Origin of the sequence: Halomonas ramblicola (genome assembly GCF_030409215.1) — a bacterium.
GTDB classification, from domain to species: Bacteria; Pseudomonadota; Gammaproteobacteria; order Pseudomonadales; family Halomonadaceae; genus Halomonas; species Halomonas ramblicola.
This window is the reverse complement of sequence record NZ_JAUFPL010000028.1, coordinates 598,698-623,580: the sequence shown is the minus strand read 5'-3', so window position 1 is coordinate 623,580 and position 24,883 is coordinate 598,698. Positions and strand designations below refer to the sequence as shown.

The window sequence follows — 24,883 nt, the reverse complement described above, 5'->3', positions numbered from 1 at the left end:
CGAGGCGCCGCCCGGCTTCCTGGCGCAGTCTTGAAGCGTGGAGATGACCTCAACGAGGGGAGGGGCGATCATGACCATCAACGCCAGCATCATCCAACAGTTCCAGGACCGCTTGCGGGGACGGCTCGTCCTGCCGGAGCACGAGGCCTACGACGAGGCTCGCCGGGTGTTCAACGGCCTGGTCGACCGACGCCCGGCCATGATCGTGCGGTGTGCCGGGGTGGCCGATGTGATCGCGGCGGTCGACTTCGCGCGTGAGTCGGCGCTGCCGATCGCCGTACGCGGCGGTGGCCACGGTGTGACAGGCAGCGCCGTCGGTGACGAGGGCCTGGTGATCGACCTGTCGCCGATGAGGAGCGTGTGGGTCGATCCCCGTCAGCGCGTGGCGCGCGCCGAGGGCGGCGCCACCTGGGGGGACTTCGATCATGAGACCCAGGCCTTCGGCCTGGCGACCACCGGCGGCATCGTGCCCTCCACCGGCATCGCCGGGCTCACCCTGGGGGGCGGGATCGGCTACCTCAACCGCAAGCATGGCCTGGCCTGCGACAACCTATTGTCGGTCGATGTGGTCACCGCGGAGGGACGGCTGGTGACGGCCAGTGCCGACGAGCAGCCGGAGCTGTTCTGGGGCCTGCGCGGCGGAGGTGGCAACTTCGGCGTGGTGACGTCCTTCGCGTACCGGCTGCACCCGGTGGGGCCGGTGCTGGGCGGTGAACTCGTCTATCCCCTCGAGCGTGCCGGGGAGGTCCTGCGCTTCTACCGTGACTGGTCCACTACGGCCCCCGATGAAGTGAGGGCGGATGCCACCCTGCTGTCCGGACCCAAGGGCCCCGTACTGGACATCAAGATGTGCTATTGCGGGCCCCTCGAGGAGGGCGAGGCCGTGTTGCGGCCCATGCGCGCGTTCGGCGCTCCGCTGCTCGACAGCGTTGCGCCGGTCCCCTACGCCAGGGTGCAGAATCTGCTCACCGAGGTGTTCCAGCCCGGCCGGCTGCATTACTGGAAGGCCGGCTTCATGCGCGCGTTCGGCGACGACGCCATCGATGCGCTGCTGGAGTTCTTCGTCGCCGATACGCCCGCGCCCTTTGCCGCGATCGCCATCGAACACCTGGGGGGCGCGATCGGTCGCGTGGGCGCCCAGGATACCGCCTTCGCCTACCGGCAGGCGCAGCACGGCGTCCTGGTGCTGCGGATGTGGCAGGATCCCGCGGAATCGGCGGCGAACATCGCCTGGGGACGCCGCTGCTTCCGCGCCGTGGCCTCCTTCCTGGAGGAGGGCGCGTACGTCAACTACCTGGGCGATGAGGGCGAGGCGAGGGTCAGGGCGGCCTATGGCGCCAACCTCGCGCGGCTGGTCGCGCTGAAGAACGAGTACGATCCGGCGAATGTCTTCCGCTTCAATCAGAACATCACGCCGACGGCGGGCGGATGACGGGGCGACTCGACGGGGGCGTGAACCCTGACTATCGTTATATTGCTAAGGTTCTTTATTCTTTGAGGTTCCATTTTTTTCCTGCTTAGACTTAATCGATTGCTCCATTCAGCATGCTTGGGAGTGTCGTCATGTCGGATTGCTGCACTGACCTGCGTCCGAGGGAAGCGGGCGATCTGGACATCATCCACATCAGCCGTGGCGTCGGCCGCCGTACCCTGCTCAAGGGCATGGCGGGGGCCGCAGGCCTGATGGCGCTGGGCGACGTGGGCGCGGTCCTCGGCCAGGACCTCAAGCACATTCGCCTGGCCTTCTGCAGCCAGCTGCTCTGCGTGGTGCCCTACGAGGCCACCCGGGCGGCGGGCTTCTTCGCCGAGGAGGGGCTCGATGTCGAGCTCGTCTATACCCGCGGCGGCAGCGCCGCCCTCCAGGCGCTCAACGGCGGCGCCGTGGAGTACGCGGCGACTTCCTTCGACGCCGCCCTCAATGCCTTCGCCAGCGGTGCCGACATCGTGCGCGTCGCGACCACCGGGCGCCTGCCGCTGTTCGCCCTGGCCACCAGCGTCGAGGGGGCCGAGACCATCACCTCCGTCGAGGATCTCGCGGGGCGCACCCTCGGCGTCTCGGCGCTGGGCAACGCCGACCATGCCTTCCTGATGTATCTCCTCCAGCGGGCCGGGGTGGACCTCGACAGCGTCGAGTTCGCCACCGTGGGGACCAACCTCTACGACGCCCTGCGCCTCGGCCAGCTGGACGCCGGCATGGTCCAGGAGCCGGCGCTGTCGCTGCTCCAGGAGCGCGGTGCGCGGGTGCTGGTCAACGGCATGGACATCGAGGACGCCAACGAGTACCTGGGCGGCCCCTACGAGTTCATGGGCGTGGCGGTGCGCCGCGAGGAACTCGAGGCGCGCCGCGACGAGATCCTGCGCCTGGGTCGCGCCCTGGCCAAGGGGCTCGAGTACGTCCAGGAGGCCGAACCCGAGGAGCTGGTGGAGGCCTTGCCACGCGAGATCATCACCGGCGGGGACCGCGAGCTCGTCGCCGCCAGCCTGGAGCGCTACCGGGCCTCCCTCTATCCCGTCGAGGTACGGCTCGACCTCGAGGCCATGCAGCGGGTGATCGATGTGCAGAAGGCCGCCGGTGGCCGCGGCGGCGGCGTCGACCTCGAGCGAATCGCCTATCCGGACCTGTTCGCTTCATGATGCTGGATATCCGCGACCTGCAGATGAGCTACGGTGACGAGCCGGTGCTCGAGGCGGTGGACCTCGGCGTGGCCGAGGGCGAGTTCGTCAGCCTGATCGGCCCCTCCGGCTGCGGCAAGAGCACCTTGCTGCGCGCGGTGATGGGCCTGCAGAAGCCCAGCGCCGGCGAGGTGCGGCTGGGACCGTCGCGTGACGAGGTCGGCTTCCTGTTCCAGGACGACGCCCTGCTGCCGTGGCGCACCGCCCGCGACAACGTGGCGCTGGGGCTACGCATCCGCGGCACCGGCAAGGCCGAGGCGCGGCGCACGGCCCTGGGTTGGCTGGAGTCCATGGGGCTCGGCCAGTTCGGCGACCGCTATCCCCGCGAGCTCTCCGGCGGCCAGCGCAAGCGGGTGGCGATCGCCCAGGTGCTGGCACTGCGCCCCAGACTGCTGTTGATGGACGAGCCCTTCGCCTCCCTGGACGCCATCGTGCGCCACTACCTGACCGAGGACCTGCTGGGCTGGGTCGAGGGCGAGCACCTCACCGTGCTGATGGTCACCCATGACCTGGAGGAGGCCGTGGCCGTCTCCGACCGGGTGGTGCTGCTCGGCAGCGGGCCGCGGGCCCAGGTGAAGGGGCGCTGGGAGATCGACCTGCCGCGGCCGCGCGACCTGCTGAGCGTCAAGGAAGAACACGAGTTCGCGGTCACCGCACGGGCGTTGTGGGATGCGCTCTCCGAGGAGGTGCGCACCCCCGTCTCGCGGCGTCGGCCGACCGCGGAGGCGGCGGCATCATGAACCGGGCGACCCTGTGGCTGCAGCTGCGGCGCACCGCCGCCCTGGCCCTGGTGCTGTTGCTCTGGGAGGGCATCAGCGCCCTGGGCTGGGTCGACCCCTTCTACGCCCCGCCGCCCTCGGCCATCGGCGGCGCCATCGCCGAGCTGTTCGTCGACGGCGAGATCTACAAGCACCTCGAGGCGACCTTCGGCGCGGCCCTGATGGGCCTCTTCCTGGGCCTGGCCGGCGGGGCCCTGCTGGGCTTCATCGCCGCCCTGGTCCGGCCGGTGGCGGAGCTGCTGGAGCCGGTGATGGCGATGCTCAACGCCATCCCGCGGGTCATCCTCGCCCCGCTGTTCATCATCTGGCTGGGCATCGGCATCGCCTCCAAGGTGGCGCTCTCCTTCATCCTGGTGGTGGTGCTGACCTTCTTCGCCGTCTACAACGGCATCCGCGACGTGGACATGCGCCTGGTGGAGCGCGTGAAGACCCTCGGCGGCGGCCCCCTGGTGCTGCTGAGGGAGGTCTATGTGCCCTCGGTGGTGGCCTGGGTGATGGGCAGCCTCAAGGTGGCGGTAGGCTTCGCCTTCACCGGCGCCGTGGTGGGCGAGTTCGTCGCCTCCAGTCGCGGCCTGGGCTACCTGCTGGCGTTCGCCCAGAGCACCTACAATGCCGAGTTGACCTTCGCGCTGATCGTGCTGGTGCTGGTCTTCGTGATGCTGCTGTTCGGCCTGGCCGGCGCCCTGGAGCGCTACCTGCTGCGCTGGAAGTACCGCCGATGACCTGTTGCCATGTCCCCGCGCGCCCCCTGCGGTTGCAGGACTGCCTGGAGCGCGGCCTGCGCACCCGGCGCGCCGCGCCGCTGCCGCACCTGGGCGAGTGGATCGAGACCCCCAAGGGCCTGCGCGCCCGCTTCAGCCTGGCGGTGGAGCAGGCCGTCATCGCCGAGATCCGCTTCGAGGCCACCCCCTGCGCCACCCTGGTGGCCTACTGCCAGGCGCTGGTCGAGCACGAGACCGGCCGGCCCCTGGCGGCGTCCGGCCTGGATGCCCGGGCGCTGCTGGCCCTGCTGGCCGGCGTGCCCCCGGCGCACCGGGATCGCGCCGTGCTGGCCGTTGCCGCCTGGCGCACCGCGATTCCTTCCCCCCTGCAGGAGAGCCCATCATGAAGGTCGCCTATCTGTTCGCCACCCAGCGTCACAACGTCTCCTACGTGCTGGCCAGAATGATCCTGCCCCAGCTCGAGGAGGGCCGCCACGGCGCCGAGGTGGTCGGGATGTTCTTCTTCGAAGACAACAACTACGTGCTGGTGGACGGCAACCCCATCGGCGAGCGGCTGCGTGCCGTGGCCGAGCAAAGCGGCATGCTGCTGATGGGCTGCGACCAGTGCTGCTACGAGCGCGAGATCGCCGACCGCCTGATGCCCGGCGTGCCCATCGGCTGCTTCCCGGACCTCTATGCGGCCCTGGGCGGCAACCCGCCCGACCAGGTCATCACCCTCTGATTATGTCGATTCACTTGAAGCGGGCCTTCGTGGCACCCAGTCATGAGGATGGCTACCGGGTCCTGGTCGACCGCCTCTGGCCGCGGGGCCTGGCCAAGGCCGAGGCGCGCATCGACGCCTGGCCCAAGGAAGCCGCCCCCAGCGACGAGCTGCGCAAGGCGTTCCACGCCGGCGAGCTCGGCTGGGGCGAGTTCCGCCGCCGCTACCTGGCCGAGCTCAAGGCCCACCGCGAGACGCTGCGGCCACTGGCCGAGCGCGCCGCCCGCGAGCCCGTCACCCTGGTGTTCGCCTCGAAGGACGAGCGCCACAACAACGCCGTGGTGCTCGGGCAGTACCTGAGGATGCTGGGTTGAGCCTGTCGGGCATCGCCGGGGCAGGGCGCCGGCCTCGTCGCCTCGGGCCCTATGGCTTGGCGGCCTGCACGTGCATCCAGTCGAAGTTGCGGGTGCGGCCCAGGCTGACCCAGCCTTCCTCCTCCCAGAGCCGCCACCAGGTGTCGTACTCCGGCCCGGCCAGGCGTGCCCGGTCGCGGCCCCACTTGAGCTTGTTGTGGGCCGGGTCCCAGTCGATGGCGATACCCCAGGCGTGGGTGGACCAGCTGGTGCCGCCGCGCTTGCGACGCTTGTTGTAGCAGCCGCCGTAGCGATGCAGGCCCAGTTCCCGTAGGCGCTCGGGGCCGTAGTGGTCGTGGATGCGGGCCAGCACCCGGGCCAGGCTGTCGGCCACCTGCTCGTGGCAGCCGATGCCGGAGGGGCGAGTGTTGAGGTCCCAGGCCAGGGCCAGCGGCCAGGGGCAGGGCACCACCACTAGGGGCGGCTTGCGGGTCGGGGTGCCGAGGGCCTGGGTGAGCTCCGCCTCCCGTGGCCAGCCGTTGGGGTTGGCGTCCAGTGGCTGCTGGTCGCGCCAGGGCGCGGGCTTCTTGCCGGTGGCCTGGAGATGGGCCAGGACCTCGGTGGCGTACTCGGTCTGCGGGCCCCAGAGGCCGTCGATGGGCCCGACCTCGATCTTGTGCCGACGACAGGCGAGCTGCAGGCAGGCGATGGCGCGGCGTCGGTCGCTCCAGGCGTCGGCGCCCTTGGGCAGTTCGTCGGCGAGGGTCGCGAGGCTGGCCTCAACGGCGGCGCGGGTCTTGGGGCCGCGGATGCCGTCGATGCGGCCGCTGTAGGTGTCGTGCTTCTGGAGGAACTGTTGGAGGGTGCGGACGGCGGTCTTGTTCATCTTGGACCTCCCTGCGCGGGCTTGGGTGCGGTGGCCTCGGGGGAGACCACGCCTGCCCCTTGCAGTCTAGGCGCCCGTCCGAATCCCTGGCGACGATCGGTCGAATCCGACAGGCTCCTAGGCGCCCGCCGCCATCAGTGCGCCGGGTCCACCAGGCCGCCCAGCGAGGCGTTGCGCCGGAACCAGCCGGCGATACTGGCCCGCGGCAGGCGGGTCGGCAGCACCTCGTGGGGCACGCTGTCGGCGAGGAAGCAGGCGAAGGTGCCGGCCTCGGGGCGTACCTTCGCCACCTCGCGATCGGGGGCGTCGGCGGCGAAGATCCGCATCTCGCCGCCGCCGTCGGCGGGCCAGCCGGGGTTGAGGTAGCCGACGGTGGAGATGACCCGGTTGGCGCGGCCGCGGAAGCTGTCCAGGTGCTTGCGGTAGAAGGCGCCGGGCGGGTAGTGGGCGAAGTGGGCCTCGTACTCGAACAGCCCCAGGAAGAGCGCCTGGTTGAGGGCCTGCTGCAGCTCGCCCATGGCCTCCAGGTAGCGGCGCTGGGCCTGGCTCTCGCGGTCCAGCCAGCGGATGGCGTCGCCGCGGATGTCGCGGCGCAGCGCATGCTCGCTGCCACGGCCGATGCCGGCGGCCGCCAGGGCGTCGCGCTCGGCCATGGCCGTCAGCTCGGCATGCAGCTCGGCGCAGAGGTGGGCATCGAGGTCCCCCTCGCCGACGTACCAGCCCTGTTCCACCAGGGCATCGATCAGGCGGGGCAGGGCCACGGGCGAGAGGGCGGGGGCGTGGTTCAGCGTCGTCGTCTCCATGGTCGCTCAGGACGTGGCGCGCTGCTGGATGCGCGCCAGGCGCTCGGGAAAGTAACACAGCCGCCCCGCCGGCTCACGGTGCAGGCTCACCGACTGCCCGAAGCCCTCGGCGAGCAGTTCCACCAGCATCATCGCCGAGAGGCCCCAGATCACCTGGCCATCCACGTGGTAGTTGGGAACGTAGTAGGGGCGGCCGTCCACGGGGATGACGTCGGTATGGTGGCGACGATCCTCGAGGAACAGCGCCAGCGGCACCTCGAAGAGGGTGTCGAGTTCGGTGGGATCGGGCGTGAGCGGCAGGTCGGGGGGAATCAGGCCCACATAGGGGGTGACGCGAATGCCGTGCAGCGAGACCACGTCCGACAGCCGGCCCAGCAGCTCGACGCACTCGGGGGGCAGGGCGATCTCCTCCCGGGACTCGCGCAGCGCGGTGGTCAGCAGGTCGGGATCCCGGGCCTCGCGCTTGCCGCCGGGAAAGGCGACCTGGCCGCTGTGGGTGTTGAGGTGGTCGGCGCGGCGGGTGAACAGCAGGGTGGGCTCGGGGCGGTCGACGATGGGCATCAGTACCGCCGCCTCGGGCAGGCGCAGCGCCACGCGGCGGGGGCGGTGCGCTTGCAGGCGTTCGCGAAGTTTCTCTAACATGGGATTTCCGTCGGGTTTGATCTCTTCTACCCGGCCGCCTCGAGCGGCGTCAAGCCCGTCAGCCTGCCAGGGAGCCCCATGAACTTCTGCAGCCACTGCGGCCATACCGTGCGCTTCGCGATTCCCGAGGGGGATGACCGCCCGCGCTACCTGTGCGACGAGTGCGGCACCATCCATTACCAGAACCCGCGCATCGTCGCCGGCACCCTGCCGGTGAGCGGCACCCGGGTGCTGCTGTGCCGCCGCGCCATCGCCCCGCGCAAGGGGTTCTGGACCCTGCCGGCGGGCTTCATGGAGAACGCCGAGACCACCGTCGAGGCCGCCGCCCGGGAGACCCGCGAGGAGGCCTGCGCCGAGGTGGATATCCACGGGCTCTACACCCTGATCAACCTGCCGCACATCAACCAAGTCTACATGATCTTCCGCGCCGATCTGGCCGGCGGCTTCGACGCCGGCCCCGAGAGCCTGGAGGTGGCGCTCTTCGAGGAACACGAGATTCCCTGGGACGAGCTCGCCTTCCCCACCATCGAGCGCACCCTGCGCCACTTCTACACCGACCGCCGCGACCTGGTGTTCCCGCTGCATATCAGCGACATCACCGCCGAGGATCGCGAGCGCTATTTTGGTTCAGCCTGACGGGCTCGGCCTGGCGCCGATCCTGCGGGGCAGCGAGGACAAGGACGCACCGTGGACAAGTTCGAGGTAAAGCTGGATCAGGCGGCGCGTGCGGCCTGGATGTCCTTCGTGGGGGGCATGACCCAGGACGAGATCGCCCAGCAACTGGGCGTGTCGCGCCCCGGGGTACAGCGCCTGCTGGCCCTGGCCCGCCAGGAGGGGCTGATCAAGGTGCACATCGACCACCCCATTGCCTCCTGCATGGCCCTGGCCGGCGCCATTCGCGAGCGCTTCGCCCTGGACTTCTGCGACGTGGTGCCCGCCGAGCCGGGTGCCTCCGATGGCGCCGCGAACTACCTGGCGGTGGCCGGCGCCGAGCGCATCGCCCGCCTGGTGGAGCGCAGCGAGCCGCTGACCCTGGCGCTGGGTACCGGCCGCTCGGTGCGCGCCACCGTGGAGTCGCTCAGCCGGATGGAGCGCCCCCAGCACCGCTTCGTCTCGCTGGTGGGCAACGTCGCCCGCGACGGCTCGGCCAACCGCTATGACGGCGTCATGGTGCTGGCCGACAAGACCGGCGGCGAGCGCTTCCTGCTGCCGGCGCCGGTGGTGGCCGGCTCCGTGGAGGAGAAGGAGGCGATGCAGCAGCAGTACCTCTTCCGGGCCATCACCGAGGTCGCCCGCCGGGCCGAGGCGGGCTTCATCGGTATCGGCAAGATCGACCGCCAGGCGACCCTCTTCCAGGATCACTTCATCACCGAGGAGGAGCTCGAGGAACTCCTCGACCTGGAGGCGGTGGGCGAACTCCTCGGTTGGCCGATGAACGCCCGGGGCGAGTTGATCGACTGCTCGACCAGCCGCCGCATCACCAGCCTGCCGCTGGAGATGCTGGCCGGCCAGTCGCTGGTGGCCCTGGCCGGGGGGCTCGGCAAGGCGCCGGCCATCCTCGCCGCCCTGCGCGGCGGTTGGCTCAAGGGGCTGGTCACCGACGAGGTGGCGGCGCGTTATATCACCGAGCGGGCGGGGAGCTGAGCCGCCCGTCCACCCGACTCTCTCCGACCAAAGTCTAGGGCTCCGGGCTTTGCTTTTTTTGGGTCCGTGTCCGATCATTTGATTGATCGATGATCAAATTGATCAGGATGACGCGACACACAACAACACGAGTCCCGAGAGGAGCCCATCATGAAGCTCACCCGAGCCCTGCCGCTGGCCACCCTGACGGCGGCCGTCGCCGCCGCCTCCCAGGCCCAGGCACAGACCGAGATCACCGTCGCCACGGTCAACAACAACGACATGGTGATCATGCAGAGCCTCACCGAGGAGTTCGAGGCGGCCCACCCCGACATCGAGCTCGACTGGGTGGTGCTGGAGGAGAACGTGCTGCGCCAGCGACTGACCACCGACGTCGCCACCGGGGGCGGCCAGTTCGACGTCATGACCATCGGCACCTACGAGGTACCCATCTGGGCCGAGCGCGGTTGGCTGACGCCCCTCGACGACCTGCCGGAGGCGTATGACGTCGATGACCTGCTGCAGTCGGTCCGCGACGGCCTCTCCCATGACGGTACCCTGCATGCGCTGCCGTTCTACGGCGAGAGTTCGATGATGTACTACCGCCAGGACCTGTTCGACGCGGCGGGGATCGAGGTCCCCGAGCAGCCCAGCTGGGAGGAGGTACGCGACTGGGCCGCCGAGCTCCACGACCCGGATAGCGAGACCTATGGCATCTGCCTGCGCGGCAAGCCGGGCTGGGGCGAGAACATGGCCTTCGTCTCGACCCTGGTGAACACCTTCGGCGGTCGCTGGTTCGACGAGGAGTGGCACCCCGAGCTCGACTCCCCCGCCTGGCAGGAGGCGATTTCCTTCTACGTCGACCTGCTGGACAACTACGGCCCGCCGGGCGCCAGCTCCAACGGCTTCAACGAGAACCTGGCACTGTTCTCCCGCGGCAACTGCGCCATGTGGGTCGACGCCACCTCGGCGGCCGGCAAGCTCTACGACCCGGACGAATCCGAGGTCGCCGACCGGCTGGGCTTCGCCCCGGCGCCGGTGGCCGAGACGCCCAAGGGCTCCCACTGGCTGTGGTCTTGGGCGCTGGGCATCCCGGCCTCGTCCGAGAACCAGGAAGCCGCCAGGACCTTCATCCAGTGGGCGACCTCCAGGGAGTATATCGAGCTGGTGGGCGAGACCCAGGGCTGGACCAGCGTGCCGCCGGGCACCCGCGAATCCACCTACGCCAACGAGAAGTACCAGCAGGCGGCGCCCTTCGCCGACTTCGTGCTGGAGGCGATCCGGGGCGCCGATCCCACCGACTCGACCCTGGAGCCCAGCCCCTACATCGGCGTGCAGTTCGTGGGCATTCCCGAGTTCCAGTCCATCGGCACCCAGGTCGGTCAGACCGTCGCCTCGGCGTTGACCGGTGACGTCACGGTGGAGCAGGCGCTGCAGACCGCGCAGCGTGCCACCGAGCGCACCATGCAGCGCGCCGGCTACCTGGATTGATCCCTCGCGTCGGCCGGGGAACACCCCGGCCGGCACCATCCCTCCCATCCCAATGGGCCAGATCATGACCAAGACACGAGCCGCCGGGCGCACCGTCGGGGGCCTCCGTACCCTGTCGCTGCAGGCGCCCGCCGTTACCCTGCTGTTTCTGTGGATGATCGTGCCGCTGGCGATGACCGTATGGTTCTCGCTGCAGCGCTACAACCTGCTGATGCCGGAGATGACCGGCTTCGCCGGGCTGGAAAACTACCGCTACCTGTTCACCGACCCGGCGCTGTGGGCGGCGATGGGCAATACGCTGCTGCTGGTCGGGGCGGTGCTGGCGATCACCGTGGTCGGCGGCACCCTGCTGGCGGTGCTCTTCCAGCAGGAGTTCCCCGGGCGCGGCGTGGCCCGGGTGCTGGCCATCTCGCCGTTCTTCGTCATGCCCACGGTGAGCGCCCTGGTGTGGAAGAACATGATGATGCACCCCTCCAACGGCGTGCTCTCCTGGGTGGCCGAATCCTTCGGCCTGCCCGCCGTGGACTGGTTCTCGTCGCTGCCGCTGACCTCGATCATCATCATCGTCTCCTGGCAGTGGCTGCCCTTCGCGCTATTGATCCTGCTCACCGCCATCCAGTCGCTGGACGACGACCAGGTCGAGGCGGCGCGCATGGATGGCGCCGGGCCGGTGGCGATCTTCTTCTTCATCACCCTGCCGCACCTCAAGCGGGCGATCAGCGTGGTGATCATGATCGAGATGATCTTCCTGCTGACCATCTTCGCCGAGATCTTCGTCACCACCTCCGGCGGGCCGGGACTGGCCACCACCAACCTGGCCTTCCTGATCTACATCCAGGCCCTGCTCGACTTCGATGTGGGCATGGCTTCCGCGGGTGGGGTGATCGCCATCATCCTCGCCAATATCGTCGCCATCTTCCTGGTCCGCATGGTGGCCAAGAACCTGGAAAGCTAGCGCCGGAGGCTTCTCATGACCACTGCCAAGACCAAGACCCTCGCCGCCGACGGACAGGCACCGGCCGTCCCGATACCTCGCACCTCGACGCTGAGCTCGGCGCGAACCCGCCGGCTGGGGCTGACGGTGCTGGGCTGGGCGATCGCCTGCCTGATCTTCTTCCCGATCTTCTGGATGGTGCTGACCGGCTTCAAGACCGAGTCGGCGGCCATCGCCGACCCCAGCCTGATCTTCTCGCCGACGCTGGAGAGCTATGCCGAGGTCCAGCTGCGCGCAGACTACTTCAAGTTCGCCCTGAACAGCGTGGTGGTGGCCTTCGGCTCGACGCTCGCGGCGCTGTTGATCGCCATTCCCTCGGCCTATTCCATGGCCTTCCTGCCCACCAAGCGCACCAAGGGCACCCTGCTGTGGATGCTCTCCACCAAGATGCTGCCGCCGGTGGGCGTGCTGGTACCGATCTACCTGCTGTTCCGCGACGTCGGGCTGCTGGACACCCGCACCGGCCTGACCATCGTCTACACGCTGATGAACCTGCCGATCGTGGTGTGGATGCTCTACACCTTCTTCAAGGACCTGCCCAAGGACATCCTCGAGGCGGGCCGCATGGACGGCGCCAGCACTCTCCAGGAGGTGGTGTTCCTGCTGCTGCCGCTGACCCTGCCGGGCATTGCCTCCACCGGGCTGCTGTCGGTGATCCTCAGTTGGAACGAGGCCTTCTGGAGCCTCAACCTCACCTCATCCAATGCGGCCCCCCTGACCGCCTACATCGCCTCTTTTTCCAGCCCCGAAGGCCTGTTCTGGGCCAAGCTCTCCGCCGCCTCGACCATGGCCATCGCACCCATCCTGGTGTTCGGCTGGTTGACCCAGAAGCAGATGGTACGTGGCCTCACCTTCGGCGCCGTCAAGTAATCCGGGAGTCTCCAACATGGCAACATTACAACTCAATCAGGTCACCAAGAGCTTCGATGACACCCACGTCATCAAGGGCGTCGATCTGGAGGTCAACGACAAGGAGTTCGTGGTCTTCGTCGGCCCTTCCGGCTGCGGCAAGTCGACCCTGCTGCGCATGATCGCCGGCCTGGAGAGCGCCACCTCCGGCGACATCATGATCGATGGCACGCGCATGAACGAGGTCGGTCCCGCCGATCGCGGCCTGGCCATGGTGTTCCAGAGCTATGCGCTCTACCCGCACATGACCGTCGAGGACAACATGGGCTTCAGCCTGCGCCTGGCCGGCGTCGACAAGGAGCAACGCCGCGACAAGGTGCGCGAGGCGGCGCGGATCCTGCAGCTCGAACCGCTGCTCGACCGCAAGCCCAAGGCGCTCTCCGGCGGCCAGCGCCAACGGGTGGCCATCGGCCGCGCCATCGTGCGCAACCCCAGCATCTTCCTGTTCGACGAGCCGCTTTCCAACCTGGACGCGGCGCTGCGGGTACAGATGCGCATCGAGCTGGCGCGGCTCCACGAGGAGCTGGATGCCACCATGATCTACGTCACCCACGACCAGATCGAGGCCATGACCATGGCCGACAAGATCGTGGTGCTGCAGGGCGGCGTGGTGGAGCAGGTCGGTTCGCCCATGGAGCTCTACCACCATCCCCGCAACCGCTTCGTGGCCGGCTTCATCGGCTCGCCGAAGATGAACTTCCTGCCCGTCGAAGTGGTGGAGGCCGATGCCGAGGGGGTCAGGGTGCGCCTGCCGGGCGGCGGCGTCACCAAGGTGCCGGTGGAGGGCCGGGACCTGCGTCCCGGTACGGCGCTGGAGCTGGGCATCCGCCCCGAGCACCTGGTGCTCGACGATGACCAGGGTCCGCTTTCCGGCGATATCCAGGTACTCGAGCGCCTGGGGGGCCAGACCTCGCTGTACGTCCAGATGGACGACGCCATGGTGACCATCATGGCCGACGGCGACGTCGCCCATCGCGTGCACGACAAGGTGCGCTTCGGCTTCGAGTCCGGCCGCGCCCATCTCTTCGACAGCGATGGCCTGGCCCTTCCCAGCCTCGAGCTGCACCCGCTGGCCGGCCTGCGTCGTCAGGACAACCGCGCCGCCACCGACGTCAACGGCGCCTGAGGGGACCCCATGGAGACCCTGATCTTCGATTGCGACGGCGTGCTGGTGGACAGCGAGGCGATCGCCGAGGCGACCCTGGTGGAGCTGCTCGGCGAGTGGTTGCCGGACCTGGACGCCGACACCGTGCTCAGCCAGGCGCTGGGCATGACCACCGCCGATATTCTGCGCCACCTGGAGGGCCTGAGCGCGCATCGTTTGCCGCCGGCGGCCACCGATCTGGTGGACGACACCATCGAGGCGCGGCTGGCCCGGGAGCTCCAGGCGATGCCGGGGGTGACCACGGCCATCGAGGCCATCGACCTGCCCAAGGCGGTGGTCTCCAACAGCCGGCGTCGGCGGGTGCTGGCCTCGCTTTCCACCACCGGGCTCGCTGCCCTCCTCGCCGGGGCGCCGGTGTTCACCGCCGAGCAGGTGGCCCGTCCCAAGCCGGATCCCGCCCTCTACCGCCTGGCCGCCGAGACGCTTTGCACCCCGCCGGCGCACTGCCTGGTGGTGGAGGACAGCGTCTCCGGGGTCACCGCCGCCCACGCCGCCGGCATGACGGTGATCGGCTTCACCGGTGCCAGCCATGTGCAGCCGGGCCAGGCCGAACGCCTGGCCGCGGCCGGCGCCTGGCGGGTCATCGAGCGCATGCGGGACCTCGAGCCACTGGTGCAAGCCTGGCGCCGACGAGTGCAGGCCTAGGCCCTGCGCATTTGCCATCCACCATCCACCCCACATAGCGAGACACGCCATATGAAACTGCAAGATCGGATCGCCGTCGTCACCGGAGGCGCCCGCGGCATCGGCCTTTCCATCTCCCGGGCCTACCTGGAGGAGGGCGCCTCGATGGTCATCGCCGACATCGACCAGGGCGCCATCGACGAGGCCCTGGCCACGCTGGAAGGCGAGGGCCATGCCGCCTCCCGCCTGATGGGCGTGCGCCTGGACGTCTGCGATCGCCAGGCCATCGACGCCATGGTGGAAAGCGTCACCGAGCGCTTCGGCGGCATCGACATCCTGGTCAACAACGCCGCCGTCTTCGACATGGCCCCGGTGCTGGAGGTGACCGAGGCGAGCTACGACAAGCAGTTCGCCGTCAACGTCAAGGGCCTGTTCTTCACCCTCCAGGCGGTGGCCAAGGCGATGGTGGACCGTGGCCAAGGGGGGAGGATCATCAATATGGCCTCCCAGGCGGGGCGCCGCGGCGAGCCGCTGGTGAGCATGTACTGCGCCACCAAGGCGGCGGTGATCAGCCTGACCCAGTCCTGTGCCCTGGACCTGATCCAGTACGGCATCCGCGTCAACGGCATCGCCCCCGGGGTGGTGGACACCCCCATGTGGGGCGAGGTGGACGCCCTCTTCGCCCGCTACGAGGGACGGCCCCTCGGCGAGAAGAAGCGTCTGGTGGGCGAGGCGGTGCCCTATGGGCGGATGGGACGACCGGAAGACTACGCCGGCCCGGCGGTCTTCCTGGCCGGCGACGACAGCGAGTACGTGGTGGCCCAGACGCTGAACGTCGACGGCGGCAACTGGATGAGCTGAGGTCTTCCCATGATGCCAGAACTCCACGAACTCGCCCGTCAGGTGGTAGAGGCCGCCGAGGGTCAGTCACGCTTCGTGGTGGCCCTGGCCGGCCCGCCCGGGGCCGGCAAGTCCTATCGCTCGGAGCGCCTGCGCGAGGCCATCGACGAGAGCCTGCCGGGCCAGTCCGCGGTGGTGCCGATGGATGGCTACCACTTCGATAACGCCGTGCTGGAACCCGACGACCAGGTGTCGGTCAAGGGGGCCCCGCATACCTTCGACGTCGACGGCCTGCGCGTCGGCCTCGAGCGCATTCGCCGCGCCGACCGGCCGGTGGCGGTGCCGGTATTCGATCGGCCCCTGGACCTGGCCCGTGCCGGCGGACGCCTGATCACGCTCGAGCACCGCGTCGTCATCGTCGAGGGCAACTACCTGCTGCTCGACCAGGCGCCCTGGACCGAGCTGCATCCCCTGTTCGACCTGACTGTGATGCTGGATGTGGCCGACGACGTCCTCGAACAGCGGCTTTTCGACCGCTGGCTGGACATGGGCCAGGATGCCGCCGGCGCCCTGGAGAAGGCGCGCCACAAGGACATGCCCAACGCCCGCCTGGTCAAGACCCATTCCATTACGCCCGACCTGGTGTGGCGCTGACGCCGTGCCACGGGCCGACACGCCGAGCGCGCTCGGCCGGAGATTCCCATGACTCGACTCACCAACGCCAACCTGGACCGGCTGGCCTCCGAGATCGCCACGCCCGGCTATGATCGCGGCGCCGTCACCCCCGGCATCGTCCACTTCGGGGTGGGTGGCTTCCACCGCGCCCACCAGGCGATGTACCTGGATGCGCTGATGAACCGCGGCGAGGCGCTGGACTGGGGCATCGTCGGTGTCGGGGTGATGCCCGGCGACCGCCGCATGCGGGAGGTCCTGGCCGCCCAGGACCACCTCTACACCCTGGTGATCAAGCACCCCGACGGCCGCCGTGAGCCGCGGGTCATCGGCAGCCTGGTGGATTACCTGTTCGCCCCCGACGACCCGGCGGGGGTGGTGGAACGCCTCGCCGATCCGGCGATCCGCATCGTCTCGCTGACCGTCACCGAGGGCGGCTACAACTTCCATCCGGTCTCCGGCGAGTTCGACCTGGAGAACCCCGACATCCGCCACGACCTGGAACACCCCGAGGCGCCGAAGACGACCTTCGGGCTGATCGTCGAGGGCCTGGCGCGTCGCCGCGAGCGCGGCATTCCGCCCTTCACCCTGATGTCCTGCGACAACATCCAGGGCAACGGCGAGGTGGCGAAAGAGACCTTCACCGCCTACGCCCGGGCCCGGGACCCGGCGCTCGCCGACTGGATCGAGGCCTCGGTGGCCTTTCCCAACGCCATGGTGGACCGCATCACCCCGGTGACCGCCGAGTCCGACATCGCCGAGCTGAGCGAATGCTTCGACGTCGAGGACGCCTGGCCGGTGGTCTGCGAGCCCTTCACCCAGTGGGTACTGGAGGATCGCTTCGTCGTCGGCCGCCCGCCGCTGGAGACGGCCGGGGTGCAGCTGGTGGACGACGTGGTGCCCTACGAGCTGATGAAGCTGCGCCTGCTCAACGCCAGCCATCAGGCGCTGACCTACTTCGGCTACCTGGCCGGCTACCGCTATGCCCACGAGGTGTGCCGGGACCCGCTGTTCGTCGACTTCCTGCTCGACTACATGCGCCTCGAGGGCTCGCCGACCCTGGCCCCGGTGCCGGGCATCGACCTGGAGGACTATCGCCTGACCCTGATCGAGCGCTTCGCCAACCCCGAGGTGAAGGACACCCTGGCGCGGCTCTGCGCCGAGAGCTCGGATCGCATTCCCAAGTGGCTGGTGCCGGTGATCCGCGAGCAACTGGCCCGGGGCGGCGAGATCCGGCGCAGCGCGGCGGTGGTGGCCAGCTGGGCGCGCTACGCCGAGGGCGTCGACGAGGCGGGCGACCCCATCGCGGTGGTGGATCGTCTCAGGGAGGAATTGATGGCCATCGCCGCCGAGAATCGCATCCGGCCCACCGCCTTCATCGAGAATCGCGAGCTGTTCGGCGACCTGGCCGAGGCCCCCCGCTTTCGTGAGGCCTACCTGTCGGCCCTGACCTCGCTCCACGAAGGCGGCAGCCGTGCCACACTGGAGGCACTGGTGACGACACGAGGAGAGGCTTGATGTACATCGGCGTGGACTGCGGGACCCAGAGCACCAAGGTGGTGGTGGTCGATGTCGACCGCGCGCGGGTCCTCGGCGAGGCGAGCCGGCCGCACCGCCTGGACGAGGGGGAGGGCGGCCGCCGCGAGCAGGACCCCGGCGAGTGGATCGCGGCGCTGCGTGGCGCCTTCGACGAGGTGCTGGCGATGACCGGCATCGACCGCCGGGCGATTCGCGCCATCGGCGTCTCCGGCCAGCAGCACGGCCTGGTGGCCCTGGACGCTGCCGGCGAGGCGGTGCATCCGGCCAAGCTGTGGTGCGATACCGAGACCGCGGCCTGGAACGCCGAGCTGATCCAGCGCCTGGGCGGTGAGGCGGGCTGCCTCGACCGGCTCGGCCTGGTGCTGCAGACCGGCTACACCGCCTCCAAGATCGCCTGGTTGCGTGACGCCCGGCCCGAGGCCTATGCGCGCATCGCCACCCTGCTGCTGCCTCACGACTACCTCAACTTCTGGCTCACCGGCGAGCGGGTGGCCGAGGCCGGCGACGCCTCCGGCACCGGCTACTTCGACACCCGCACGCGGCGCTGGCGCCACGACGTCCTGACCGAGATCGCCCCGGAACTCGACGCCGAGCGGGTGCTGCCGCGGCTGATCGACGCCCATGAACCGGCGGGCACCGTGCGCCCCGAGGTGGCCCGCGAGCTGGGGCTGGCCGACGATGTGCTGGTGTCGAGCGGGGGCGGCGACAACATGCTCGGCGCCATCGGCACCGGTAACATCCGCCCGGGCCTGGTGACCCTGAGCCTCGGCACCTCGGGCACCATCTGCGCCCACTCCCCCGAGCCGGTGGTGCCCGACAGCGCCATGGTGGCCAACTTCTGCGCCAGCCACGGCGGCTGGCTGCCGCTGGTCTGCACCATGAACGTGACCTCGGCGACCACGCGGATCCGCGAGCTGTTCGGCCTCGACCTGGCGAGCTTCGGCGAGCGGATCGCTAGCGCGCCCATCGGCGCCGAGGGGGTCACCCTGCTGCCCTTCTTCAACGGCGAGCGGGTACCCATGCTGCCCGAGGCCACCGCCAGCCTCGACGGCCTGACCAGCGTCAACACCACCCAGGCCAACCTGTGCCGGGCGGTGGTGGAGGGCGCCACCCTGGGCCTGCGCTACGGCCTGGACCAGTTCGGCCAACTGGCCGAGGGGCTGCACGAGATCCGCCTGATCGGCGGCGGCTCGCGCAGCCCGGTGTGGCGGCAGATGGTCGCCGACGTCACCGGCAGCCGGGTGATCTGCCCCGAGATCGCCGACGCCGCGGCCCTGGGCGCCGCCCTGCAGGCCGCCTGGTGCCACCGGGGCGGCGAGCTGGCCGACCTCTGCGCGCGCCTGGTGCACCTCGACGAGGCCTCGCGGGCCGAGCCCGACCCGGCCGGCGTCGCCGCCTACCGCGAGGTCTACGCCCGCTACCGCCGGTGCCTGGCCGAACGCCATGGCACTCACTGAATCTCCCGGGAGGAACCGCATGACCACACGACTCGACGCCCTGAAGACACACTCCCTGGTGGTCGCCGACACCGGTGACCTGGATGCCATCGAGCGCTACCGGCCGCACGACGCCACCACCAACCCCTCGCTGCTGCTCAAGGCCTTCGATATGCCGGGCTACCAGGCGCTGATCGACGCCGAACTCGCCGCCGTCAAGGGCGAGTTCCGGGACCCCCAGGCGCGCCTCGAGCATGCCGTGGATCGCCTCGCCGTGGCCAAGGGCGCGGAGATCGCCAAGCGCGTCCCGGGGCGGGTCTCCACCGAGGTGGCCGCGCGGCTCTCCTTCGACACCCAGGCCAGCATCCGCAAGGCCCACGAGCTGGTGGAGCTCTACGACAGGCGCGGCGTGGGCCGCGAACGCGTGCTGATCAAGCTCGCCTCCACCTGGGAGGGGATCCGCGCCGCCGAGGTACTGGAACGCGACGGCATCCAGTGCAACCTGACCCTGCTGTTCAGCGAGGCCCAGGCCCAGGCCTGCTTCGACGCCGGGGTCTTCCTGGTCTCGCCCTTCGTCGGCCGGGTCACCGACTGGTACAAGCAGGCGACCGGCCGCGACTATGCCCCCGAGGAGGACCCGGGCGTGCGCTTCGTACGCGGGGTCTGCGAGCGGGTCGGCCGTGGCGGCTACGCCACCGTGGTGATGGGGGCGAGCTTCCGCACCGTCGGCCAGGTACTGGCGCTGGCCGGCTGCCCGCGCCTGACCATCTCGCCGGCGCTGCTCGAGGAGCTGGCGGCCGAGGAGGGCGAGGTCGCCCGGGCCGTGGAGATTCCCGCCGCCGGCGAGCGCCCCGCGCCGCTCGACGAGCCCGCCTTCCGCTGGGGCCACAACCAGGACGCCATGGCCAACGACAAGCTGGCCGAGGGCATCCGCCGCTTCGACGAGGACCAGCGTACCCTGGAGGCGCGCCTCGCCGAGCGGCTGGGCTGAGTGCGGTTCGCCCCGGGCAACCGGCGGCCCCGGCGCCTGGCGTCGGGGCCGCCGTCGTCAGCGGCCTCAGAAGGCTTCCAGCTTCCAGACATCGAAGGCCGGCTCCTCGTAGGGATGGGCGGCCCTGAGCGCCGCCACCGCCTCGTGGATCAGCGCGTCCTCGCAGACCAGTTCCACCTTGAGCTCCTCCACGCGTTCCAGGTCGCCGACCCGGCCGATGTGCGGGTCGGCACCGGCCAGGGGCCGGAACTGCCCGGTGCCCGGGGTCTGGAAGCAGCACGCCTCGTAGTCGCCGATGCGCCCGGCGCCGGTGGCGAAGACCGCCTCCTTGACCGTCTCGGCGTCCTCCACGGGGACGAAGAAGGCCAGCTTGTACATGGTCGTTCTCCTTTGGGGTGAGTGTTCCCGTTGTGCCACAGGAAGGGGGCGCGCGTCAGCCCGGTGGAGTTTCTTGTACAGGAATGAAAAATTTCTTGTTCAAATCCTATACATTGTCTAGGGTGTGTATAGGTCGAGGCGAAAGATGCCCGACCGGGTTCCCACCAAGGGGCAGACCGGTCGACCACCGGCGGCCCGAGAGGAGAGAGACACCATGCGCACTATCCGTCCCAGCCTTCCCCTGACCCTCGGCGCCGGCGTCGCCGGCCTGATGCTGGCCGGTGCCGTCCTGGCCGATCATCATGGCGACAAGCAGGACATCGTCGACACCGCCGTGGAAGCGGGCCAGTTCGAGACCCTGGTCGCCGCGGTCGAGGCCGCCGGCCTGGTCGAGACCCTCAAGGGGGAGGGGCCCTTCACCGTCTTCGCTCCCACCGACGAGGCCTTCGCCGCGCTGCCGGAGGGCACCGTGGAGTCGCTGCTGGAGGAGGAGAACCGGGACCAGCTGGAGGCGATCCTGACCTACCACGTAGTGCCCGGGAAGGTCATGGCCGAGGACGCCATGGCCACCGACAGCGCTACCACCGTCCAGGGCCAGGATCTCACCATCACCACCATGGACGGCAGCGTGATGATCGATGACGCCACCGTGGTCCAGGCCGATATCGAGGCCAGCAACGGCGTGATCCACGTCATCGACGCCGTGCTGATGCCCGAGTGATTCACGGGGCCGTGGCCCCTCTGTTGTCCCTTGCTCCCTGTTGCCGCCCGTCCGGGCGGCTTTTTTCGTCTCGGCGGCCGGCTTGACGAGCGGGCGCCGGCCGGCAAGCCTGGGGGAGACGCGCATCAGAGGAGACGTGCCATGGAGGCGACGCTGGCGAGAAACCTGGAAACGGCCGGGCTGGTGCCGGCGGGTGAGCCGGAACCGCTGGCCGGCGGGGATATCGCGGCGGTCTACCGCCTGGCCACCGACCAGGGCCCGATGGTGGTCAAGCGCGACGATCCCGACCGCCTGGCCGGGGAGGCCGACGGGCTGCGTGCCCTGCGGGCGGCGGACAGCGGCCTGGTAGTGCCCGCGGTGCTCGCCGAGGGCGATGGCTGGCTGGTGATGGAGGCGCTCGAGACGGCGCCCGGGCGGGGCCGCGATGCGGCGGCCCTGGGCGAGGGGCTGCGCCGGCTGCACGGCGTGACCGGGGAGGCCCACGGCTGGCCCCGGGACAACGCCTGCGGGGCGACGCCCCAGCCCAATGCGCCGCTCGCCGACGGGCGCGCCTTCCAGCGCCAGCGGCGCCTGCTGCCGCTGGCCGAGGCCTGCCAGGCGCGCGGGCTGCTGGACGCGCGATTGCGCCGGCGGGTGGAGGCCGTGGCCGAGGGACTCGAGGCCTGGCTGCCGGACGCCCCGGCGAGCCTGGTGCATGGCGACCTATGGTCGGGCAACGTGCTGTTCACGCCGCGGGGGCCGGCGCTCATCGACCCGGCGGTCTACCGCCACTACCCGGAGGTGGACCTGGCCATGCTGAGCCTGTTCGGCTCGCCGGGCGAGGCCTTCTTCGAGGCCTACTGGGACGGCGAGGCCCCGGCCGACTGGCCGCGGCGCGAGGCGCTGTTCCAGCTCTATCCGCTGCTCAACCACCTGCTGCTGTTCGGCGGCGGCTATCGCGGCGCGGTGGAGCGCTGCGTGGCCAGACTGGCGGCGGGGTAGGGGGCCGTGGCTGCCACCGGGCAACCCCGCACACGAGGTCGTGGCTCTCGGGATGCTGCTGGGCCTGGCGCGCATCACCCTGGCGACGGCCTTCCCTATCAGTTTGCTCGAGCTCCGGATTCTCCACGACGAGCGCCATTACGGCTGGCTGCTATGACCTCAGTCTGATGAAGCCTCATCAGTCACTGCGTTGTCGGCTGGTTGGGTAATCTTTGCTGTCTATTCATGGGGGCGTGGGTCGCCAGGGGCTCGCTTCACGGTCCGGGCCGCAGCGTGTCGAGGCGGGTACCGTCACCCAAGGTCGGTAATGGCTCGGATCGACTTGCGGTACCAGAAAAGTAAAACTAGGGTTGAAATATAGCGCAAATGCCGAAGTGCCAGAACAATCGGCCTGACAACTCTGTACAAGCAGAGCCGGTTAGTGTGTTGTCTGGCTGTTTTTATGTGGCGGAACCCGTTGGTATGCGGTCATCGTGAGAGACGATGAAAAGCAGCGGGAAGGTACGCTTAAGATTCGTGTGGTGCTATAGAGTGGTAATAAGGAAACAGGGTTGTCGCTAAGGAATCAGGCTGCTCTATCTCATCTGAATTATTCCCATGAGTCCAGTGAGGCCAGCTATGGTGAAGGTTAGAAATCTGGCGAGACGCCCCGTAACGCTAGCGTGCAACAGCGGTGAATACCGGCATATTCCCGCCCTGGGTTCGGTGGAGATGTCCGATATCGATATCAAGGGTAACGCCATGCTCGATAAGCTGGTCAAGCGGTATGTGCTGGCGCTGGGAGAGGAGGGCAAGGCGGAGGCGAAAAAGCCCTCCAGCGCCAAGGCGAGAAAAGGCCAGCATGCCGACACCCGCCGTGCTTCCACCACCTCCAGGAGCGGGGCATGACGCCCGCGGCGTGAGGGGGTGATCGAGGAGGGGGCGGTCCGCGAGATGGCGTCGGCATCAACGATCGGTTCTAACCGACAGGGCTGACAAGACAACGTAAAAGGTACACCCCAATGGCTCAAGTCTCTTATCCCGGCGTCTATGTCGATGAGGTCTCCAGCGGTGTGCGCCCGATTTCGGCGGCCAGTACCTCCACGGCGGCGTTCATTGGTCAGGCGGAGAAGGGCAGCCTCACCGAGGCGAAGCGAATCTTCAATTTCACCGAGTTCGAGAACCAGTACGGGGGATTCCTCGACGACTCCTATCTGGCCCATGCGGTCTATCAGTTCTTCAATAATGGCGGCGCGATCTGCTATGTGGTCCGCGTCGCGGGGGAGAATGTCGAGACGGCCAATATTGTGCTGTCCGATCGCGCCGACACCCCGCAGGATACCCTCACCATCGAGGCGGTCAGCCCCGGTCAGTGGGGTAATGAGCTGGAACTGGTGGTAACCGACGGTACCGTGGACCCCGGCAACGAGTTCACTCTCGAGGTCTACCAGGGCGATGCCAGCACACCCACCGAGCGCTTCGAGGACCTGAGCATGGTGCCGAACGCGCCCAACTTCGTGGAGAAGGTGACCAATGCCTCGACATTGATCCGGGTCACCGCCGACCCGACCAATACCAACGCCGTGGCGGGCACCAGTCGCGGCGGGGGCACACCGACCCTGCCGCTGACCAGCCCGCGTACCCAGCTGCGAATCAACATCAATGCGGACGGCTATCAGACCATCGACCTGCAGGAGGCGGTAACCGATGGCACCGTCGACAACCTGGATGACCTGGGGAACGTGGTCGCCGCCCTGAATGCCCGGGTCCAGGCGTTGAGTCCTCTGCGCAGTTCCACCGATCCGGCGGCGTTCACGGGCTTCACCGCCTCGGATGACGGCGGGGTGTTGTTGCTGACCTCCGGGACGAGCGGCGTCGCCTCCTCGGTCAGCGTGGCGCGGGCCGCCGATAGCAACACCAATGCCACCAGCCTGCTGCGGCTGGGACGCCTGGAAGGAGGCACCGAAACCCAGGGCGGGGCCGTGACCCGGCCGGTGGTCAATAGCGGTGCGGTGCCACGCTATCGGGTGGGCGATCATGGCCTGCCGGCCGCCGGGATTTCCTCGGTTCGCGCCGGCTCCGACGGCGATCCGATCACCACCGATCTGCCCTATATCGAGGCCTTCGGCAGGCTCGACGACAAGGATGACGTCAGCCTGATCGCCGTGCCGGGCATCGGTTCCGCCAATGTGGTGGGCGAGGGAATGGCCTACTGCGAGTCCCGCTCCCTCAGCGACTGCTTCTTCATTGGCGACATGGGGTTGGACGTGGATACCACGGCCGAAGCGCAGTCGTTCGTCGCCGGACTTTCCCCCAAGAATTCCTATGGGGCGCTGTATCTGCCTTGGGCGACCATGGTGGACCCCACCGGCCAGTCGCCGGAGCCCATCCCGGTGCCGCCGTCGGGCTTCGTCGCCGGCATGTACGCCAAGACCGATGCCCGCCGCGGCGTGTGGAAGGCACCGGCGGGCACCGAATCGGCCCTGGCGGGGACGGCGGCCCTGGTGGTCACCTTTACCGATGCCCAGCAGGGCCTGCTCAATCCGGCGCCCTACAACATCAATGTCATCCGCCAGTTCGCCGCTTCCGGACGCGTGCTGTGGGGCGCGCGCACCATCACCAGCGATGCCGAATGGCGCTATATTCCGGTGCGCCGCACCGCCATCATGCTGCGGGTGAGCATCTACCGGGGCATCCAGTGGGCAGTCTTCGAACCCAACGACGTGGACCTCTGGCAGCAACTGCGCCTGAACATCTCGGCCTTCATGATGACCCTGTTCCGACAGGGAGCCTTCCAGGGGGCCACCGCCGATCAGGGGTTCTTCGTGAAATGCGATGCCGAGACCACTACCCAGGCGGATATCGATAACGGGGTCGTTAATGTGCTGGTGGGTTTCGCGCCCTTGAAGCCCGCCGAGTTCGTGGTGGTCAAGCTCAGTCAGAAGGCGGGTCAGTCCGCCTAGGCGAGGGCAGGAGGAGCGA

At 69.0% G+C, this 24,883-nt stretch carries 27 protein-coding genes; 23 read left to right on the top strand and 4 right to left on the bottom strand.

The features are described from left to right. The first annotated feature begins 70 nt into the window (after positions 1-70). The 7 genes from QWY80_RS13885 to QWY80_RS13855 all read left to right on the top strand — a co-directional run bounded on the left by QWY80_RS13885 (position 71) and on the right by QWY80_RS13855 (position 5,248). Positions 71-1,432 carry an FAD-binding oxidoreductase gene (locus QWY80_RS13885; RefSeq protein ID WP_290232526.1) on the top strand — a complete coding sequence of 454 codons (1,362 nt, stop codon included), beginning with the start codon at positions 71-73 and terminating at the stop codon, positions 1,430-1,432. 131 nt (positions 1,433-1,563) lie between these two features. Next, the gene (locus QWY80_RS13880) at positions 1,564-2,634 is read left to right on the top strand and encodes an ABC transporter substrate-binding protein (protein WP_290232524.1); all 1,071 of its coding nucleotides are present in this window, start codon (positions 1,564-1,566) and stop codon (positions 2,632-2,634) included. Further along, entirely contained in the window at positions 2,631-3,413 is a 783-nt protein-coding gene (locus QWY80_RS13875; RefSeq protein WP_290232522.1) for an ABC transporter ATP-binding protein, read from the top strand. The genes QWY80_RS13880 and QWY80_RS13875 overlap by 4 nt, the downstream gene beginning before the upstream one ends. Beyond that, complete coding sequence (locus tag QWY80_RS13870) at positions 3,410-4,174, top strand: ABC transporter permease (protein WP_290232519.1); 765 nt, start codon at positions 3,410-3,412, stop codon at positions 4,172-4,174. The genes QWY80_RS13875 and QWY80_RS13870 overlap by 4 nt, the downstream gene beginning before the upstream one ends. Then, complete coding sequence (locus QWY80_RS13865; protein WP_290232517.1) at positions 4,171-4,560, top strand: iron-sulfur cluster assembly scaffold protein; 390 nt, start codon at positions 4,171-4,173, stop codon at positions 4,558-4,560. Before QWY80_RS13870 ends, QWY80_RS13865 begins: the two co-directional genes overlap by 4 nt. Next, positions 4,557-4,895, top strand: a complete 339-nt coding sequence (locus QWY80_RS13860; protein WP_290232515.1) for a SaoD/DsrE family protein — start codon at positions 4,557-4,559, stop codon at positions 4,893-4,895. Before QWY80_RS13865 ends, QWY80_RS13860 begins: the two co-directional genes overlap by 4 nt. Before the next feature lie 2 nt (positions 4,896-4,897). Further along, complete coding sequence (locus QWY80_RS13855; RefSeq protein ID WP_435389371.1) at positions 4,898-5,248, top strand: DUF488 domain-containing protein; 351 nt, start codon at positions 4,898-4,900, stop codon at positions 5,246-5,248. A 49-nt stretch (positions 5,249-5,297) separates the two neighbouring features. On the opposite strand, the gene QWY80_RS13850 is transcribed toward QWY80_RS13855, so the two are convergent. The 3 genes from QWY80_RS13850 to QWY80_RS13840 form a co-directional block, all read right to left on the bottom strand. Continuing rightward, positions 5,298-6,113 (bottom strand): M15 family metallopeptidase, encoded by an 816-nt coding sequence (locus QWY80_RS13850; RefSeq protein ID WP_290232511.1) that lies wholly within the window; start codon positions 6,111-6,113, stop codon positions 5,298-5,300. 134 nt (positions 6,114-6,247) lie between these two features. Then, positions 6,248-6,916 (bottom strand): 2OG-Fe(II) oxygenase, encoded by a 669-nt coding sequence (locus QWY80_RS13845; RefSeq protein ID WP_290232508.1) that lies wholly within the window; start codon positions 6,914-6,916, stop codon positions 6,248-6,250. A gap of 6 nt (positions 6,917-6,922) precedes the next feature. Further along, positions 6,923-7,558: a CoA pyrophosphatase gene (locus QWY80_RS13840; protein WP_290232506.1), complete on the bottom strand. Its 636-nt coding sequence runs from the start codon at positions 7,556-7,558 to the stop codon at positions 6,923-6,925. Positions 7,559-7,636: 78 nt separating this feature from the next. Between QWY80_RS13840 and QWY80_RS13835 the strand changes: the two genes are divergently transcribed. From QWY80_RS13835 to tal, 12 genes are all read left to right on the top strand, one after another. Then, positions 7,637-8,194, top strand: coding sequence for an NUDIX hydrolase (locus tag QWY80_RS13835; RefSeq protein ID WP_290232504.1), 558 nt, complete (start codon positions 7,637-7,639; stop codon positions 8,192-8,194). A gap of 51 nt (positions 8,195-8,245) precedes the next feature. Next, positions 8,246-9,202, top strand: a complete 957-nt coding sequence (locus QWY80_RS13830) for a sugar-binding transcriptional regulator (RefSeq protein WP_290232501.1) — start codon at positions 8,246-8,248, stop codon at positions 9,200-9,202. A 150-nt stretch (positions 9,203-9,352) separates the two neighbouring features. Beyond that, positions 9,353-10,672: an ABC transporter substrate-binding protein gene (locus QWY80_RS13825; RefSeq protein ID WP_290232499.1), complete on the top strand. Its 1,320-nt coding sequence runs from the start codon at positions 9,353-9,355 to the stop codon at positions 10,670-10,672. 64 nt (positions 10,673-10,736) lie between these two features. Further along, positions 10,737-11,627 carry a carbohydrate ABC transporter permease gene (locus tag QWY80_RS13820; protein ID WP_290232497.1) on the top strand — a complete coding sequence of 297 codons (891 nt, stop codon included), beginning with the start codon at positions 10,737-10,739 and terminating at the stop codon, positions 11,625-11,627. 15 nt (positions 11,628-11,642) lie between these two features. Beyond that, on the top strand, positions 11,643-12,536 hold the full coding sequence (locus tag QWY80_RS13815; protein ID WP_290232495.1) for a carbohydrate ABC transporter permease: 894 nt from the start codon (positions 11,643-11,645) through the stop codon (positions 12,534-12,536). Positions 12,537-12,552: 16 nt separating this feature from the next. Next, the gene (locus QWY80_RS13810; RefSeq protein WP_290232491.1) at positions 12,553-13,701 is read left to right on the top strand and encodes an ABC transporter ATP-binding protein; all 1,149 of its coding nucleotides are present in this window, start codon (positions 12,553-12,555) and stop codon (positions 13,699-13,701) included. A 9-nt stretch (positions 13,702-13,710) separates the two neighbouring features. Then, positions 13,711-14,385, top strand: coding sequence for an HAD family hydrolase (locus tag QWY80_RS13805; RefSeq protein ID WP_290232488.1), 675 nt, complete (start codon positions 13,711-13,713; stop codon positions 14,383-14,385). A 51-nt stretch (positions 14,386-14,436) separates the two neighbouring features. Then, complete coding sequence (locus QWY80_RS13800) at positions 14,437-15,225, top strand: L-iditol 2-dehydrogenase (protein ID WP_290232486.1); 789 nt, start codon at positions 14,437-14,439, stop codon at positions 15,223-15,225. 9 nt (positions 15,226-15,234) lie between these two features. Then, entirely contained in the window at positions 15,235-15,858 is a 624-nt protein-coding gene (locus QWY80_RS13795; RefSeq protein WP_290232484.1) for a nucleoside/nucleotide kinase family protein, read from the top strand. Between the two features lie 48 nt (positions 15,859-15,906). Next, positions 15,907-17,394: a mannitol dehydrogenase family protein gene (locus tag QWY80_RS13790; protein ID WP_290232481.1), complete on the top strand. Its 1,488-nt coding sequence runs from the start codon at positions 15,907-15,909 to the stop codon at positions 17,392-17,394. Further along, positions 17,394-18,872, top strand: a complete 1,479-nt coding sequence (gene xylB / locus QWY80_RS13785; RefSeq protein ID WP_290232478.1) for a xylulokinase — start codon at positions 17,394-17,396, stop codon at positions 18,870-18,872. The genes QWY80_RS13790 and xylB overlap by 1 nt, the downstream gene beginning before the upstream one ends. 19 nt (positions 18,873-18,891) lie before the next feature. Beyond that, positions 18,892-19,842 (top strand): transaldolase, encoded by a 951-nt coding sequence (gene tal, locus QWY80_RS13780; protein ID WP_290232476.1) that lies wholly within the window; start codon positions 18,892-18,894, stop codon positions 19,840-19,842. Positions 19,843-19,908: 66 nt separating this feature from the next. Here tal and QWY80_RS13775 read toward each other — a convergent pair whose 3' ends face one another. Beyond that, entirely contained in the window at positions 19,909-20,220 is a 312-nt protein-coding gene (locus QWY80_RS13775; RefSeq protein ID WP_290232474.1) for a YqfO family protein, read from the bottom strand. A 214-nt stretch (positions 20,221-20,434) separates the two neighbouring features. Here QWY80_RS13775 and QWY80_RS13770 point away from each other — a divergent pair, with 214 nt between their 5' ends. From QWY80_RS13770 to QWY80_RS13755, 4 genes are all read left to right on the top strand, one after another. Further along, a complete protein-coding gene (locus QWY80_RS13770) occupies positions 20,435-20,941 on the top strand; it encodes a fasciclin domain-containing protein (RefSeq protein WP_290232472.1) in 507 nt (168 codons plus the stop codon). Between the two features lie 141 nt (positions 20,942-21,082). Next, complete coding sequence (locus QWY80_RS13765; RefSeq protein WP_290232470.1) at positions 21,083-21,922, top strand: fructosamine kinase family protein; 840 nt, start codon at positions 21,083-21,085, stop codon at positions 21,920-21,922. Positions 21,923-22,633: 711 nt separating this feature from the next. Next, the gene (locus QWY80_RS13760; protein ID WP_290232468.1) at positions 22,634-22,810 is read left to right on the top strand and encodes a hypothetical protein; all 177 of its coding nucleotides are present in this window, start codon (positions 22,634-22,636) and stop codon (positions 22,808-22,810) included. Between the two features lie 113 nt (positions 22,811-22,923). Continuing rightward, on the top strand, positions 22,924-24,864 hold the full coding sequence (locus QWY80_RS13755) for a phage tail sheath family protein (protein ID WP_290232466.1): 1,941 nt from the start codon (positions 22,924-22,926) through the stop codon (positions 24,862-24,864). The last annotated feature ends 19 nt before the right edge of the window (positions 24,865-24,883 follow it).

What these genes read in the sequence shown, in the direction of transcription:
- QWY80_RS13885 (WP_290232526.1), top strand. Translation starts at nt 71, where the DNA reads ATGACCATCAACGCCAGCATCATCCAACAGTTCCAGGACCGCTTGCGG.
- QWY80_RS13880 (WP_290232524.1), top strand. Translation starts at nt 1,564, where the DNA reads ATGTCGGATTGCTGCACTGACCTGCGTCCGAGGGAAGCGGGCGATCTG.
- QWY80_RS13875 (WP_290232522.1), top strand. Translation starts at nt 2,631, where the DNA reads ATGATGCTGGATATCCGCGACCTGCAGATGAGCTACGGTGACGAGCCG.
- QWY80_RS13870 (WP_290232519.1), top strand. Translation starts at nt 3,410, where the DNA reads ATGAACCGGGCGACCCTGTGGCTGCAGCTGCGGCGCACCGCCGCCCTG.
- QWY80_RS13865 (WP_290232517.1), top strand. Translation starts at nt 4,171, where the DNA reads ATGACCTGTTGCCATGTCCCCGCGCGCCCCCTGCGGTTGCAGGACTGC.
- QWY80_RS13860 (WP_290232515.1), top strand. Translation starts at nt 4,557, where the DNA reads ATGAAGGTCGCCTATCTGTTCGCCACCCAGCGTCACAACGTCTCCTAC.
- QWY80_RS13855 (WP_435389371.1), top strand. Translation starts at nt 4,898, where the DNA reads ATGTCGATTCACTTGAAGCGGGCCTTCGTGGCACCCAGTCATGAGGAT.
- QWY80_RS13850 (WP_290232511.1), bottom strand. Translation starts at nt 6,113, where the DNA reads ATGAACAAGACCGCCGTCCGCACCCTCCAACAGTTCCTCCAGAAGCAC.
- QWY80_RS13845 (WP_290232508.1), bottom strand. Translation starts at nt 6,916, where the DNA reads ATGGAGACGACGACGCTGAACCACGCCCCCGCCCTCTCGCCCGTGGCC.
- QWY80_RS13840 (WP_290232506.1), bottom strand. Translation starts at nt 7,558, where the DNA reads ATGTTAGAGAAACTTCGCGAACGCCTGCAAGCGCACCGCCCCCGCCGC.
- QWY80_RS13835 (WP_290232504.1), top strand. Translation starts at nt 7,637, where the DNA reads ATGAACTTCTGCAGCCACTGCGGCCATACCGTGCGCTTCGCGATTCCC.
- QWY80_RS13825 (WP_290232499.1), top strand. Translation starts at nt 9,353, where the DNA reads ATGAAGCTCACCCGAGCCCTGCCGCTGGCCACCCTGACGGCGGCCGTC.
- QWY80_RS13820 (WP_290232497.1), top strand. Translation starts at nt 10,737, where the DNA reads ATGACCAAGACACGAGCCGCCGGGCGCACCGTCGGGGGCCTCCGTACC.
- QWY80_RS13815 (WP_290232495.1), top strand. Translation starts at nt 11,643, where the DNA reads ATGACCACTGCCAAGACCAAGACCCTCGCCGCCGACGGACAGGCACCG.
- QWY80_RS13810 (WP_290232491.1), top strand. Translation starts at nt 12,553, where the DNA reads ATGGCAACATTACAACTCAATCAGGTCACCAAGAGCTTCGATGACACC.
- QWY80_RS13805 (WP_290232488.1), top strand. Translation starts at nt 13,711, where the DNA reads ATGGAGACCCTGATCTTCGATTGCGACGGCGTGCTGGTGGACAGCGAG.
- QWY80_RS13800 (WP_290232486.1), top strand. Translation starts at nt 14,437, where the DNA reads ATGAAACTGCAAGATCGGATCGCCGTCGTCACCGGAGGCGCCCGCGGC.
- QWY80_RS13795 (WP_290232484.1), top strand. Translation starts at nt 15,235, where the DNA reads ATGATGCCAGAACTCCACGAACTCGCCCGTCAGGTGGTAGAGGCCGCC.
- QWY80_RS13790 (WP_290232481.1), top strand. Translation starts at nt 15,907, where the DNA reads ATGACTCGACTCACCAACGCCAACCTGGACCGGCTGGCCTCCGAGATC.
- xylB (WP_290232478.1), top strand. Translation starts at nt 17,394, where the DNA reads ATGTACATCGGCGTGGACTGCGGGACCCAGAGCACCAAGGTGGTGGTG.
- tal (WP_290232476.1), top strand. Translation starts at nt 18,892, where the DNA reads ATGACCACACGACTCGACGCCCTGAAGACACACTCCCTGGTGGTCGCC.
- QWY80_RS13775 (WP_290232474.1), bottom strand. Translation starts at nt 20,220, where the DNA reads ATGTACAAGCTGGCCTTCTTCGTCCCCGTGGAGGACGCCGAGACGGTC.
- QWY80_RS13770 (WP_290232472.1), top strand. Translation starts at nt 20,435, where the DNA reads ATGCGCACTATCCGTCCCAGCCTTCCCCTGACCCTCGGCGCCGGCGTC.
- QWY80_RS13765 (WP_290232470.1), top strand. Translation starts at nt 21,083, where the DNA reads ATGGAGGCGACGCTGGCGAGAAACCTGGAAACGGCCGGGCTGGTGCCG.
- QWY80_RS13760 (WP_290232468.1), top strand. Translation starts at nt 22,634, where the DNA reads ATGTCCGATATCGATATCAAGGGTAACGCCATGCTCGATAAGCTGGTC.
- QWY80_RS13755 (WP_290232466.1), top strand. Translation starts at nt 22,924, where the DNA reads ATGGCTCAAGTCTCTTATCCCGGCGTCTATGTCGATGAGGTCTCCAGC.